This is a genomic window from Streptomyces sp. NPDC014656 (assembly GCF_043084305.1).
Taxonomy (GTDB): Bacteria; Actinomycetota; Actinomycetes; order Streptomycetales; family Streptomycetaceae; genus Streptomyces.
This window is the reverse complement of record NZ_JBIBZN010000003.1, coordinates 549474-562135: the sequence shown is the minus strand read 5'-3', so window position 1 is coordinate 562135 and position 12662 is coordinate 549474. Positions and strand designations below refer to the sequence as shown.

The 12662-nt window shown below is 75.6% G+C and carries 10 protein-coding genes and 1 riboswitch; of the genes, 5 read left to right on the top strand and 5 right to left on the bottom strand.

The annotated features are described in order from the left end of the window. Positions 1-29 precede the first annotated feature (29 nt). Both ACF1ED_RS09795 and ACF1ED_RS09790 read right to left on the bottom strand, forming a co-directional pair. Positions 30-278 (bottom strand): type B 50S ribosomal protein L31, encoded by a 249-nt coding sequence (locus ACF1ED_RS09795; RefSeq protein ID WP_391758393.1) that lies wholly within the window; start codon positions 276-278, stop codon positions 30-32. A 143-nt stretch (positions 279-421) separates the two neighbouring features. Next, the gene (locus tag ACF1ED_RS09790; RefSeq protein WP_391758391.1) at positions 422-3031 is read right to left on the bottom strand and encodes a SpoIIE family protein phosphatase; all 2610 of its coding nucleotides are present in this window, start codon (positions 3029-3031) and stop codon (positions 422-424) included. Positions 3032-3245: 214 nt separating this feature from the next. Between ACF1ED_RS09790 and ACF1ED_RS09785 the strand changes: the two genes are divergently transcribed. The 3 genes from ACF1ED_RS09785 to ACF1ED_RS09775 all read left to right on the top strand — a co-directional run bounded on the left by ACF1ED_RS09785 (position 3246) and on the right by ACF1ED_RS09775 (position 6491). Beyond that, entirely contained in the window at positions 3246-4010 is a 765-nt protein-coding gene (locus tag ACF1ED_RS09785) for an alpha/beta fold hydrolase (protein ID WP_391758389.1), read from the top strand. A 147-nt stretch (positions 4011-4157) separates the two neighbouring features. Next, positions 4158-5072 carry a universal stress protein gene (locus tag ACF1ED_RS09780; protein WP_391758387.1) on the top strand — a complete coding sequence of 305 codons (915 nt, stop codon included), beginning with the start codon at positions 4158-4160 and terminating at the stop codon, positions 5070-5072. A gap of 114 nt (positions 5073-5186) precedes the next feature. Beyond that, the gene (locus ACF1ED_RS09775) at positions 5187-6491 is read left to right on the top strand and encodes a phosphoribosyltransferase family protein (RefSeq protein ID WP_391758385.1); all 1305 of its coding nucleotides are present in this window, start codon (positions 5187-5189) and stop codon (positions 6489-6491) included. Here the strand turns inward: ACF1ED_RS09775 and ACF1ED_RS09770 are convergent. Continuing rightward, the gene (locus ACF1ED_RS09770) at positions 6485-7378 is read right to left on the bottom strand and encodes a transglycosylase SLT domain-containing protein (RefSeq protein WP_391758383.1); all 894 of its coding nucleotides are present in this window, start codon (positions 7376-7378) and stop codon (positions 6485-6487) included. The two genes, ACF1ED_RS09775 and ACF1ED_RS09770, sit on opposite strands and share 7 nt — an antisense overlap. Positions 7379-7382: 4 nt before the next feature. Next, positions 7383-7569: riboswitch (cyclic di-AMP (ydaO/yuaA leader) on the bottom strand. Positions 7570-7902: 333 nt separating this feature from the next. Between ACF1ED_RS09770 and ACF1ED_RS09765 the strand changes: the two genes are divergently transcribed. Next, complete coding sequence (locus ACF1ED_RS09765) at positions 7903-8502, top strand: hypothetical protein (RefSeq protein ID WP_391758381.1); 600 nt, start codon at positions 7903-7905, stop codon at positions 8500-8502. Positions 8503-8520: 18 nt separating this feature from the next. Here ACF1ED_RS09765 and ACF1ED_RS09760 read toward each other — a convergent pair whose 3' ends face one another. Both ACF1ED_RS09760 and ACF1ED_RS09755 read right to left on the bottom strand, forming a co-directional pair. Next, a complete protein-coding gene (locus tag ACF1ED_RS09760) occupies positions 8521-10554 on the bottom strand; it encodes a phosphocholine-specific phospholipase C (protein ID WP_391758379.1) in 2034 nt (677 codons plus the stop codon). Positions 10555-10739: 185 nt separating this feature from the next. Further along, entirely contained in the window at positions 10740-11546 is an 807-nt protein-coding gene (locus tag ACF1ED_RS09755; protein ID WP_391758377.1) for a DeoR/GlpR family DNA-binding transcription regulator, read from the bottom strand. A gap of 149 nt (positions 11547-11695) precedes the next feature. Here ACF1ED_RS09755 and ACF1ED_RS09750 point away from each other — a divergent pair, with 149 nt between their 5' ends. Beyond that, positions 11696-12619, top strand: a complete 924-nt coding sequence (locus tag ACF1ED_RS09750; RefSeq protein ID WP_391758375.1) for an SIS domain-containing protein — start codon at positions 11696-11698, stop codon at positions 12617-12619. Positions 12620-12662: the final 43 nt, after the last annotated feature.

The following is a 12662-nucleotide window of genomic DNA, read 5'->3' as shown; positions in this document are numbered from 1 at the left end:
CCCGCCGCTCCCGGCCGCCTCCGGGAGCCTCAGTCGCCTTCGCCGTACCGGCGCTCGAACCGGGCGATCCGGCCCTCCGGGTCGACGCTCCGCGCCTTGCCGGTGAAGTACGGATGGCTCTCCGAGGAGATCTCGACGTCGATCACCGGATAGGTGTTGCCGTCGTCCCACTCGATGGTCCGCTCGCTCGTCGCGGTCGACCGCGTCAGGAACGCGTACCCCGCCGAGCGGTCACGGAAGACCACGGGCCGGTAGTCGGGCTGCTTGTCCTGCTGCACGGGACCTCCTCGCCTCGGGCGGCCGTCGCGCGGCCCGCCCCGTCTCGTCCGGCCCGAACGGCACGGACCCTCCCCAGCCTCGCCGCGCCCACCCCCGCCGACCAGTGCCGCCGGCCCGACCGGGTGAGCGCCGACCGGGTGAACTACCCGCCGTGCCGCCGCCACCGCGAGGCGAGCAGCAGGGCGATGTCGTCCGGCCGGTCCGAGGCCCGCGCCGCCTCGTGCATCAGCCGGTCCGCCGCCTCCGCCAGCGGCAGCGAGCCCGTCGACGCCAGCGTCCGCCGCAGCCGCTCCACCCCCTCGTCGATGTCGGCGCCCGGCCGCTCCACCAGACCGTCCGTGAACAGCGCGAGCACCGCGCCCTCGGCCAGCCGCAGCCGCGTCACCGGATACCCGGCGCGGCCGTCCACCCCCAGCACCACGCCGCCCGCGATGTCCAGCAGCTCCGCCGTCCCGTCCGGATGCCGCAGCAGCGGCTGCGGATGCCCGGCCCGGACCGCCTGGGCCTCCCCCGTCCGCGCGTCCAGGAGCACGTAGCAGGCGCTCGCGAACTGCCCCGGGTCCAGATCGATGAGGAGCCGGTTGGTGCCCCGCACCACGTCCTGCGGCGGCAGCCCGCTCAGCGCGAAGGCCCGCACCGCGCTCCGCAGCTGCCCCATCGTCGCCGCCGCCGCGACCCCGTGCCCCTGCACGTCCCCGATCACCAGCGCCAGCTCGCCCCGGGCCGTCTCCACCACGTCGTACCAGTCACCGCCCACGTCCATGCCCTGCGTGCCCGGCAGATAGCGGCCCACCGTCTCCAGGCCCTCCCGCACCGGCAGCCGGTGCGGGAGGAGCGCGTCCTGGAGCCCCCGCGCCACGGCGGCCTCGGTGTCGTACCGCTGGGCCCGCTCCAGCGCCTGCGCGATCAGGCCGGTCAGCGCGGTGAGGACGGCCCGCTCCTCCGGGTCGAAGTCCCGCGGCCGGTCGAAGCCGAGGATGCACGAGCCCACCGGCCGGCCCGAGGCGATCAGCGGCAGGAAGGCCCGCGCGCCCGTCTCCGCGTCCAGCGGCAGCTCCGGATAGGCCTGGCCCAGGATCTCCATCGACTCGAAGAACATCGCCCGGCCGGACGTCAGCACGTCCACCCCCGGCAGGTGCGCGTCGAGCGCCGCCCCGTCGAAGCGGTCCAGGAAGCCCGGCGGGAAGCCCGTCTCCCACGCCAGATAGAGCCGCCGGTCGCTGAGCAGGTAGATCGCCAGCTGCCGGCCGCCGAAGGCCGGCAGCAGCTCCTCGGTCACCACCGCCGAGACCTGCCGGGCCGTCATCGCCTCCGTCAGCGCGATCGCCAGCGCCACCGGCCGGTAGAGCGACGCCGCCCGCGCGGCCTCCGGGCCCAGCCCGTCCCCGGCGCGCGTGGACGGCATCGGCGGCGTCGGCGGTGGCACAGGCGGCGGGGATGGGGACGGGGACGGGGGCGGGGGCGGTACGGGGGGCGGCGCGGCGGCGGACGCGGGGACGGCCCCCGGCGCCGGGCCCCGCTCCGCGGCCGGGTCCTCCTCCGGGACGAGCACCATGGTCACGCCGTCCCGGCCCGGGTGCAGCGACACCGACAGCCAGCCGCCGTCCTCCGGGCGGGCCAGGAAGCGCACCGGCTCCGTCGACATCAGCGCGGCCCGCAGCTGCTCCTCGTGGAACGGGTGGGCGAACCACGGCAGCGCCTCCCACAGAGGCCGCCCGGCCAGCGCCCCGCGCGGCCGTCCGAGGAGACGCTCGGTGCGCTCGTTCACATAGGTGACGCGGCCCAGCCGGTCGATCGCCAGGATCGCCCGCGGCAGCCGGTCCGTGGCGTCCGAACCGACCAGCCCCGTGCCCAGGTCCACCAGGGCGCCCGTCAGGTGCCCGTGGCCGTCGGCCCCGACGAACCGGGAGCGCGCCGACACCTCCAGCAGGTGCAGCCCGCCGTCCGGCCCCTTGAGCCGCAGCCGGCGGACTGAGCCCCGGCCGTCCGCGGACCCCGTCCGGCGGGCCGCCGCCCACAGCGCGAAGCCGTCCTCCGGTTCGAGCCGCGAGGTCAGCGCGTCGATGGGCATCGGCGACGGGCCGGCCACGCCGAGGATCGACCGCAGCCCGTCGTCCATGGTCACGGTCCCGGCCGCCAGGTCCCAGTCGAAGGAGCCGAACCGCACCGGCGGCACCGCGCCCGACGGCAGCTGCACGCACAGCGGATCGCCGGGCCACCGCACGCCCGTCCCGCGCGCCTCCAGCTCCGCGAGGACCTTTCCGAGCCGCAGCCCGGCGCGGGTCATCCGCTCCCGGTCCCGCGGGCCGACCGGCAGGCCCGGCGCCGGGGGCCGCAGCACCACGAGGACCCCGAAGCGTTCCCGGCCGGCGGCCACGGGGGAGTACAGCGACGCGAACGGGAAGGGGAGGCTCGCCACTAGCTGCGGGAACCGCCGCATCGACTCCTCGACGTCCGACAGGTGCACCGACTGCCCGGACCGGTGGACCTCGGCGACCGGAAAGGGCCGGTTGGTGTGCATCCGCGACCAGGGCCGGAACAGCTCGCCCGGCAGCCCGGCCAGGACCGAGAGCCGCAGCAGGCCCTCCGTGCCGGAGCGCAGGTACACCCCGCCGGCGTACCCGGCGACCGCCTCCACGGCGTCCGTGGCCGCCTCCGCCAGTGCCTGCGTCAGGGCTTGCGGCGGGGTGCCGGGGGGCGGGCCGTGCGGGGTCACACAGTCAGGATGCGCCCGCCGTGAAACCCGCCGCATCCCGGCACCGGGTCCCGAGGGCCCCGGCGCCCGGCGGCCCGCACGCGCGCGTGGCGGGTGCCGCGCGCGCGTGCGCGCGTGTAGACGTCGCCCACACGGCTCCCGGCCTGTTGACCCGGAGCTTCCGGGCCGTCACACTCGGTCGTCGTCCGCCGCCGTGAGCGCGCCGCGGGCGTGACCACCACTCTCGTCACCACCTCGCGCAGGGGGCAGCATGACCGGTCGGGTCCTTCCGTACGACGTCCACGGCGACGGCCCGGGGAGGGCCCTCGTCCTCCACAACTGGTTCGGCGACCGCAGCAGCTTCGACCCGCTCCGCGCCCACCTCGACGAGGCGGCGGGCAGCTACGCCTTCCTCGACTGCCGCGGCTACGGCGAGGCCTGGGACACCGAGGGCGCCTACACCATGGAGGAGGTCGCCGCGGACGCCCTGGCGGTCGCCGACGACCTCGGCTGGGACTCCTTCTCGGTCATCGGCCACTCCATGGGCGGCAAGGCGGCCCAGCTGATGCTGCTCGACGCGCCCGGCCGGGTCCGCTCGATCGTCGGGATCTCGCCGGTCTCCGCGGCGGGCTTCCCGCTCGACGAGGACAGCCGGCGGCTGTTCGCCGGGGCCGCCGACGACCCGGCGCTGCGGCGGGTCATCATCGACCACACCACCGGCGGCCGGCACACCGGCCCGTGGCTGGACGCGGTCGTCGACCGCTCGGTGAGCCGCTCCTCGGCGGCCGCCTTCCGCGCCTACCTGGACTCGTGGTCCGGCACCGACTTCCACGAGCGGGTCCGCGACAACCCGACGCCCGTGCTGCTGGTCGTCGGCGCGCACGACCCGGCGCTCGGCGCCGAGGCGATGGAGGCGACCTGGCTGCGCTGGTACCCCAACGCCCGCCTCGAAGTCCTGGCCGACGCCGGGCACCACCCGCCGGAGGAGACCCCGAAGGACCTGGCCCGGGCCATCGAGGCGTTCCTCGCGGCCTGACCCGCGCGGTCCGCGGCCGGGACCTTCCGCGGGGCCGTGCGGGACTTCCGGTCCGCGTGGCGCCCCGCCCGGCGGGCAGTCGACGGGTGTACTCGATCACGAGGGCACCCGCGATCGGCGGAGCACGACCGGAAGGCAGGAACAGCGATGGGGCGCAGCGAGGAACGGGCGGCGGCACCGGAGACCACGACGGCCGGCGGGCCGTTCGTCCTCGTCGGGACGGACGGCTCGTCGTCGGCGCTCGGGGCGGTCGAGGCGGCGGCGCGGGAGGCCGGACGGCGCGGTGCGCGGCTGGTCGTCGTGCACGCCTTCATCTGGCCGCTGTTCCGGGTCGACCTGGAACCCTCCGTGTACGGGCCGACCGAGAGCGGGCTGCGGCGGCAGGCGCAGATCGTCCTGGACACGGCCGTCGCCCGGGCCGGGGCGGTCGCCCCGGACACCGAGGTCTCCGGCGAGCTGATCTCCGGCGAACCGCTCGTGGTCCTCGCCACCCGCTCCAGGGGCGCCGAGCTGGTCGTCGTCGGCAGCCGGGGCACCGGCGGCTTCGGCGGTCTGGTGCTCGGTTCGGTCGCCGTCCACCTCGCCGCCCACGCCGAGTGTCCCGTCCTCGTCGTGCGCGGCCGGGGCGAGCCCGACGGACCGGTGCTCCTGGCGGTCGACGGCTCCCCGGACTCCGACGCGGCCGTCGACTTCGCCTTCACGGAGGCGCGGGTGCGCGGGGCCGGGCTCGTCGCCGTCCACGCGTGGACCCCGCGCTCCGGGCCGGGGGACCTCACGGGCCTCTTCCACAGTGCCGAGCAGGTGCACGAGGAGGCGGCCCGGGTGCTCGACGCGGCGCTGGCCCGGGCCGCCGGACGCCACCCCGGGGTCGAGGCCGAACCCCGGCTGGTGCGCGGCCGCCCCCGGGAGGTCCTGCTGGAGGAGAGCGAGAACGCCCAGCTGGTCGTCATGGGCGCACGGGGGCGCGGCGGCTTCGCCGGGCTGCTGCTGGGTTCGGTGAGCCAGGCCCTCCTGCACCACGCCCGGTGCCCCGTCGCCGTCGTGCGCGACGCCGCGGGCTGAGGCGGGACGCGCCCGCCGGGCCCCGGGGCCCGGCCCGGTGGGACCCTGGAGGGGGAGGGCGGGCCGGACGGCCCTCTCGCCGCGGGGGTTCGCCCATCGGAAAGGCGGCGTGCCATGTATTTCGCCGACCGTGCCGACGCGGGACGGCAGCTCGCCGCCCGGCTCGGCCATCTCCAGGGGCGTGACGTCGTCGTCCTCGGCCTGCCCCGCGGCGGCGTGCCCGTGGCGGCCGAGGTGGCCGAGGCGCTCGGCGCGCCGCTGGACATCTGCCTGGTGCGGAAGCTGGGCGTGCCGAGCCGGCCCGAGCTGGCCATGGGGGCCATCGGGGAGGGCGGCGTCCGGGTGGTCAACGAGCGGATCGTGGCGGACGCGGGCGTGGCCGAGCGGGACCTGGCGGCGGTCGAGGAGCGGGAGCGGGCCGTCCTGGCCGAGCGGGCCCGGCTCTACCGGGGCAGCCGTCGGCCGGTGCCGCTGGAGGGGCGGACGGTGGTGGTCGTCGACGACGGGCTCGCCACCGGCGCGACCGCGCTGGCCGCCTGCCGCGCGGTGCGCGCGGGGGGCGCGGCCCGGATCGTGCTGGCGGTGCCGGTGGCGCCGTACGGCTGGACGGACCGGCTCGGGGGCGAGGCCGACGAGACGGTCGCCGTCCACACCCCGGAGGGGTTCCACGCGGTCGGGCAGTTCTACCGCGAGTTCGGGCAGACGCCGGACGCCGAGGTGGTGGACCGGCTCGACCGGAGCCGGGCGGCGCACGGCCCGGTGGTCCGGCACACGGCGGTGCGGATCCCGGCCGGCGGACCGGTGCTGCCGGGTGACCTGGCGCTGCCCGACGGGGCGGCCGGGCTCGTCCTCTTCGCGCACGGCAGCGGCAGCGGCCGGCACAGCCCCCGGAACCGCGCGGTGGCCGAGGCCCTGAACCGGGCGGGGCTGGGGACGCTCCTCTTCGACCTGCTCACGGAGGCCGAGGCCGCCGACAGGGCGCGGGTCTTCGACACCCCGCTGCTCGCCGGGCGGCTCGGCCGCGCCGCCGCCTGGTCGGCCGGGTGGTCCGGTACCGGGGGCCTGCCGCGCGGCTACTTCGGGGCGAGTACGGGCGCCGCCGCCGCGTTGTGGGCGGCGGCGGAACCGGGCGATGACGTGGCCGCCGTGGTGTCCCGGGGCGGCCGGCCGGATCTGGCGGGGGAGCGGCTCGCTGAGGTCCGGGCCCCGACCCTGCTGGTCGTCGGCGGGAGCGACGGGCTCGTCCTGGACCTCAACCGGCGGGCCGGGGCGCTGCTGCGCTGCGAGAACCGGCTGGAGGTCGTGCCGGGCGCCGGCCACCTCTTCGAGGAGCCGGGGGCCCTGGAGGAGGTGGCGGCGCTCGCCGCGGACTGGTTCACCGGCCACTTCGGGGCGGCCGCGAACGGGCGGGATCAGTAGGCGCCATTGACGTTGTCGATGGAGCCGTACCGGTCGGCCGCGTAGTTGCAGGCGGCGGTGATGTTCGCGACCGGGTCGTACGGGTCGAGCGAGGTGCCCGGCACGTGGTAGGCCGAGAACGTCGGGTCGATGACCTGGAGCAGGCCCTTCGAGGGGGTGCCCTTCGCGGCGTTGGAGTCCCAGAGGTTGACGGCGCGGGGGTTGCCGGAGGACTCGCGCATGACGTTGCGGAGGATGCCGTCGTACGAGCCGGGGATGCCGTAGCGGGCCATGACGTCCAGCGACTCGCGGATCCAGCCGTCGAGGTTGTCGCCGTACCGCGGGGCGGCGGCGGGGGCCGCGGCCCGGACGGCGACCGGCCGGGCCTGGGTCTGGGTCTGGGTCTGCACGGCGGGGACCGCCGCGCGGGCGGAGGAGCGGCTCGCCCGTTCGGCCGAACCGGCGGAGGCGGGCTTCGCGGCGCTCTTCGGTGCCGTCCGCTCGGGTGCCGGAGCGGCCTTCGCGGAATCCCGACGAATCGTCAGTTCGAGACCGGGGTGAATGAGTGACGGATTGTCACCCACGGCCGTCCTGTTCGCCTGGTAAAGCGACTGCCAGCCGCCCTGAATTCCCTTTCGGTGGGCGATCAGGGAAAGCGAGTCGCCCTTCACCACGGTGTACGCGCGGGTGGCGGCGGGAGCGGCAGGCGCCTTCGTGACGGCGGCGGTCCGCACGGTCGGGGCGGCGACGGCGGCGGCCGGCGCGGCGGACTCGGGGAGGGGTGCGGCGCCGGCCGCGGCGGGCACGACCAGCGGCAGGGCGAGGGCGACTCCGCCGGTGCCCGCGAAGGCGAGACCTCGGGAGACGGGGCGGCGTCGGGGGCGGCGGTGCTTGCCGTGAGCGGCCATGGCGGTTTCCTCTCCGGCGCCTGCGAGGTGAGCTGTCGGGTTCGGACTGGAGCTGTCCGGCCGCGCGCACGCGGCTTCACCCCGAGCCGTTCCGGTGGCGCCGGACCGGCGGTGTGGTGGGTCCCCCGCTCCTGCCGTCGGGTGAAATGGGAGGTCTTTCGGGCGGTGGCAGGATTCGGCGATCCGCTCGAATGGAGGTGACCGTAGGCGAGAAATGCGGGCGGGAACAAGATGCGAATGCGCGGGAAAAGGGGTGGTGGAGATCGAATCGGTGGAATTCAAGATCGAACGTTCCGGTGCGCCCCGGGGAATCCCTTGCGGCACACGGCTCGTGCTGGAAGGGGGAGTGCCGCGGGCCGGGGGAAAGTGAGTCGCGTCACGAGGTGTGCAATGTCCGAATAGGGCGGCTCATGCATTTCGGGGAATTCTGCGGCGTAATGCATCATTCTCGCGCGACGGAAGGGGTGGTCGACACGAGCGGTACATAAGTCGCAAACCAGACATTTCCTGCTCATGATGGGGGAATGTCATCCCCTGCCCTGCTGCGCGACCCCGACGCGCTCGACCGGGAGGCGGCCCGCCTCTACGAGAGCGCCGCCCGGGAGCACCTGCTCCCGTCCGCGCTCCCGCCGCCGCCCGCTCCCGCCCCCGAGGCGTGGCGGAGCCTGCTCACCGTCCCCGTGGACCGGCTGGTCGCCGACGCGCTCGGCGCGCTGCCTCCGGTCCCGCCCGCCGAGCGCCCCCTGCCCGGCCGGATCGGGGCCGTCCTCCCGGACCGGCTGCACGTCTGGCGCGGGATCGGCCGCTCCGACGTGCGCCCCTCCGTCCACCTGGCCTACGCCCGCCGGGTGCTGACCGAATGGGGCTGGCAGAACACGCCGTACAAGCTGCGCGACGCGCGGGGCGCCCGGTGTCTCTGCGGCGCCCTGCTCGCCGCCCACCGGCTCGGCCACGGCAGCGCGTCCACCATGAACGAGGCCGGCGCCTGGATCATGGCCGAGCTGAGGTCCCGCGGGTGGCACGGGCTCATCGGCCCCTGGAACCGCGCCCCGGGCCGCACCGCCCAGGACGCGCTCGGGCTCCTCGACGCCACGATCCGGCGCGCGGCCCTGGCCGGGCGGTGAGGGCGCGCGCCGGAGCGGTCAGCCGGTGACGCTCGGCGCCCCCGTCTCGATGTGGCCGGTGTAGCGGCGCGACCAGGTGCCGTCGACGTCGGCCAGGATCGTGAAGTCGTACCAGCCGTCCTGGTGCGCCACCGCGTCGAAGTGGTCCTCGCGGGTGGAGCCCGCCGGGACGGTGTACGTCCACGGACCGTCCGCGCGGTAGGCGTCGGAGCGGATGGTGAAGGTGACCGGACCGGCGGAGGCGTTGGTCAGCGCGAACCAGATCGCCGTCTTCCCGGTGCCGGGTCCGGCGGCGAAGCGCGCCGCCACCTCGATCGCCCTGCCGGCCTTGGAGGCGTCGCCGACGAACCGGCGCAGGAAGCGGTTCGGGCCCATCATCGACAGGTCGTACTTCCCCGAGCCCGAACCGAGTCCGATGTTGAAGTAGTCGGTGGCGGTGGCCCCGGGGTCGACCGTGTACTGCCAGGCCGCGGTGTCCCGGTGCTGGTGCGGGTGGATCGAGAAGTGGGCGGCCCGCCGGGCCTGCGGGCCCTGGTTGGTCATGGAGAACCAGGCGAGGATCTTGCCCGCCGCGCCGAACTCGAAGCGGTCGAGGTTGCCGTTCGGCTGGTAGGGCAGGGCCCGCGCCGGGCGGGTGCCGGACTCCTGGACGGGCAGCGCGTTGTTCTGCGGCACGGGGTTAGGGAGCGGGCCGCAGGTGGACATGCCGATGACCTTCGCCGTCGACGGGAGGCCGGCGGGGACCCCGTACACCGGATGGGCGAAGTCGAAGACGCCGGTGAGGTCGCCGGTCACCTTCCGCCGCCAGGCGCTGATGTTCGGGCAGGCCGCCGGGGTGCCGAGGGCGGCGGTCCAGGTCTCCAGGAAGCGGAGCACCGAGGTGTGGTCGAAGACCTCCGAGCTGACCCAGCCGCCGCGCGTCCACGGCGACATGACCAGCATGGGGACCCGGAAGCCCAGGCCGATCGGTGCGCCGTCGAGGTACTCGCCCGGGGTGCCGGGCGGGGCGACGGGCGGCGGCACGTGGTCGAAGAAGCCGTCGTTCTCGTCGTAGTTGAGGATCATCACGGTCGAGTCGAAGACCTCGGGGTTCGCCGTCAGGGCGCGGTAGACCAGGTCGACGAAGTGGGCGCCGTCGCCGGGAGGGGCGTACGGGTGCTCGGAGAACGCCTCGTTCGCCACCACCCACGACACCCGCGGCAGCGTCCCGGCGAGGACGTCGGCGCGGATCGCGGCGGCGATGTCGTCCGGGGTCGAGCCGGTGACCTTCGGGACCGAGGCCATGCCCCGGTCGTGCAGCGGGTCGCCGGGCCGGGCGTCGGCGAACCTCTTGAAGTAGGCGAGGCCGTTGTCGCCGTAGTTGTCCTGGGCGTTCTGGTAGACCTTCCAGCTCACCCCGGCCCGCTGGAGCGCCTCCGCGTACGTCTCCCAGGTCAGGCCCGACTCGTCCCCGCCGTCCTTGCTGGAGGCGTCGATCCTCCCGCTCCACAGGAAGGTGCGGTTCGGTCCGGTGGCGCTGAGCGCCGAGCAGAAGTACGCGTCGCAGACCGTGTAGTGGTCGGCGAGCGCGTGGTGGAAGGGGATGTCCTCGCGGTCCAGGTGGCCCAGCGTGCGGGTGTTGCCCACGCCCGTCACCCAGTTGTCGAGCCGGCCCTTGTTCCAGGCGGCGTGCTGGGAGGTCCAGCTGTGCGGCAGGTCGCCGTTGCACTGGGCGAGCGTCTCGCCGTCGACCCCGCCGGCCGGCGGGGTGTCGCTCAGCTTCCACGGGAACTGCCGGCCGCCCCAGTTCGGCTGCTGGAAGGTGCTCCAGCCGCCGGGGATGTTGCCCGCCGCCCGGTCGCCGAAGCCGCGCACGCCGCGGAGCGTGCCGAAGTAGTGGTCGAAGCCGCGGTTCTCCTGCATCAGGATCACCACGTGACGGACGTCGGTCAGGGTGCCGGTCGCGGCCCGGGCGGCGGCCGAGGCCGCCGTGGGCGGCGCGGCCCCCGTGACGAGTCCGGCACCGAGCCCCGCGCCGATCCCGACGAACCCCCTGCGGCTGATGGGAAGCATGCTCCGCCCCTCCTGTCACGGTGTGCCCCGCGGGCACGTCGGCAGTCATGATGGGGGAGCGGCGCCCAAAGGTATACGCCGGTGCGGCAAGGGCTTGGTGAACGGCCGTACCGGATGCGTTCCACCTGGTCCGACCAGTACGGGAATTGGTGTGCGGTGCGACCAATGGCCGGGCCGGGCCGCCGTCAGACGGTGTGGACCTGGAGTCCCGCCTCGGTCAGCCGGTCCGCCGTCCCCGGGTCGATCCCGGTGTCGGTCACCAGCAGGCCGACCTGTTCGAGGCCGCAGATCCGGGCGAAGGCGCGCCGCCCCAGCTTCGACGAGTCGGTCACCACCACGACCCGGCCGGCGCGCTCGGCGAAGAGCCGGCTGATGCTCGCCTCCTCCTCCTGGTGCGCCATCGCCCCCAGTGCCGGGTCCACCCCGTCGACCCCGAGCACCACCGTGTCGAGGACCACCTCGCCCAGGACGCCGGCGGCGAGCGGGCCCACCAGCTCGTAGGTCTGCGGGCGGGCCACCCCGCCCGTCGTCACGAGCTTGATCTGGGGGCGCACCGCCAGCTCGGCGGCGATGTTGAGCGCGTTGGTGACCACCGTCAGGGCGGGGCCGGAGGGGGCGGCCGGATGCCCGGCGTCGGCGCGCTCGCCCGCGAACCGTACGGCGAGCGCCCGCGCGACCTCGGTCGTCGTCGTCCCGCCGTTCAGGCCGACGACCTCGCCCGGCGCGATCAGTTCGGCCGCGGCGGCGGCGATCCGGGCCTTCTCGGCGGCGTGCCGGCCCGACTTGTAGCGGAGCGGCAGCTCGTACGAGACGCCGTGCGCGAGCGCCCCGCCGCGGGTGCGGACGAGCAGGCGCTGCTCGGCCAGTTCGTCCAGGTCGCGGCGGATCGTGGCCGCGGAGACGCCGAGGCCCGCCGCCGCCTCCTCGACCTCCAGCCTGCCCGCGGACGCCAGGAGTTCCAGGAGCGCGTTCCACCGCTCGTGCTTGGACATGCCGGACCGGTCCTTCCGTGGGTACGGCTCCGATCCTATGCCGCCCCTCCGGGGGAAATCTGGTCGGCTGATGCGCGGGTCTGCTTGAATGATGCTCGCTTCGAGCATCTTCACGCATCAATGCCGTCCCTTTCGTGCAAGGAGTGCGCATGGTCCCCTCCCGTACCACCACCGAACTCGCCACCCAGCCCGCCGTCTGGCGCGAGGCGCTCCGCACGCTGCCGCGCCACGCGCCCGCGCTGCCCCGGCGCGGCGAGCGCGTCGCCGTGATCGGCTGCGGCACCTCCTGGTTCATGGCGCAGGCCTACGCCGACCTGCGCGAGGCCGGCGGGCACGGCGAGACCGACGCCTTCGCCGCCTCCCGCTTCCCCTTCTCCCGCCGCTACGACCGGGTCATCGCCCTCACCCGCTCCGGCACCACCAGCGAGGTCCTCGCGGTCCTCGCCCGGCTGTCCGGAACGGTCGCCACCGGAGCGATCACCGCCGACCCGGCCACTCCCGTCATGGACCTCGCCGACGCCGTCGCCGTCCTCGACTTCGCCGACGAGGAGTCGGTCGTCCAGACCCGCTTCGCCACCACGGCCCTCGCCCTTCTGCGCGCCCACCTGGAGGCCGAGGCCGCCCTGCCCGACGGGGTGGCCACCGTCGCCCGCGCCGCCGAGGACGCCGAACTCGCCCTCGCCCGCCCGCTGGAGGCCGCCGTCCGCGAGGCGGAGCAGTTCACCTTCCTGGGCACCGGCTGGACCTACGGCCTCGCCCAGGAGGCCGGGCTCAAGATGCGCGAGGCGGCCGGCGCCTGGACGGAGGCGTACCCGGCGATGGAGTACCGCCACGGCCCCATCAGCGTCACCGGCCCCGGGCGCGTCGCCTGGAGCTTCGGACCCCTGCCCGGCGGCCTCGCCGAGGAGATCCGCGCGGTCGGCGGCACCCTCGTCGCCGGCGGGCTCGACCCGCTCGCCGAACTCGTCCTGGCCCAGCGGCTCGCCGTCGCGGTCGCCGGGTCCCGCGGCCTCGACCCGGACCGGCCCCGCAACCTCACCCGCTCCGTCGTCCTCGCCGACGCGGGCGCCTGAGCCGCCCGTCCGCCGCCGACGCCCGGGCCCGGCCCCGGCCCGC

Coding starts and splice junctions, on each gene's coding strand:
- ACF1ED_RS09785 (WP_391758389.1), top strand. CDS start 3,246: ATGACCGGTCGGGTCCTTCCGTACGACGTCCACGGCGACGGCCCGGGG.
- ACF1ED_RS09755 (WP_391758377.1), bottom strand. CDS start 11,546: ATGTCCAAGCACGAGCGGTGGAACGCGCTCCTGGAACTCCTGGCGTCC.
- ACF1ED_RS09780 (WP_391758387.1), top strand. CDS start 4,158: ATGGGGCGCAGCGAGGAACGGGCGGCGGCACCGGAGACCACGACGGCC.
- ACF1ED_RS09760 (WP_391758379.1), bottom strand. CDS start 10,554: ATGCTTCCCATCAGCCGCAGGGGGTTCGTCGGGATCGGCGCGGGGCTC.
- ACF1ED_RS09750 (WP_391758375.1), top strand. CDS start 11,696: ATGGTCCCCTCCCGTACCACCACCGAACTCGCCACCCAGCCCGCCGTC.
- ACF1ED_RS09770 (WP_391758383.1), bottom strand. CDS start 7,378: ATGGCCGCTCACGGCAAGCACCGCCGCCCCCGACGCCGCCCCGTCTCC.
- ACF1ED_RS09775 (WP_391758385.1), top strand. CDS start 5,187: ATGTATTTCGCCGACCGTGCCGACGCGGGACGGCAGCTCGCCGCCCGG.
- ACF1ED_RS09765 (WP_391758381.1), top strand. CDS start 7,903: ATGTCATCCCCTGCCCTGCTGCGCGACCCCGACGCGCTCGACCGGGAG.
- ACF1ED_RS09790 (WP_391758391.1), bottom strand. CDS start 3,031: ATGCGGCGGGTTTCACGGCGGGCGCATCCTGACTGTGTGACCCCGCAC.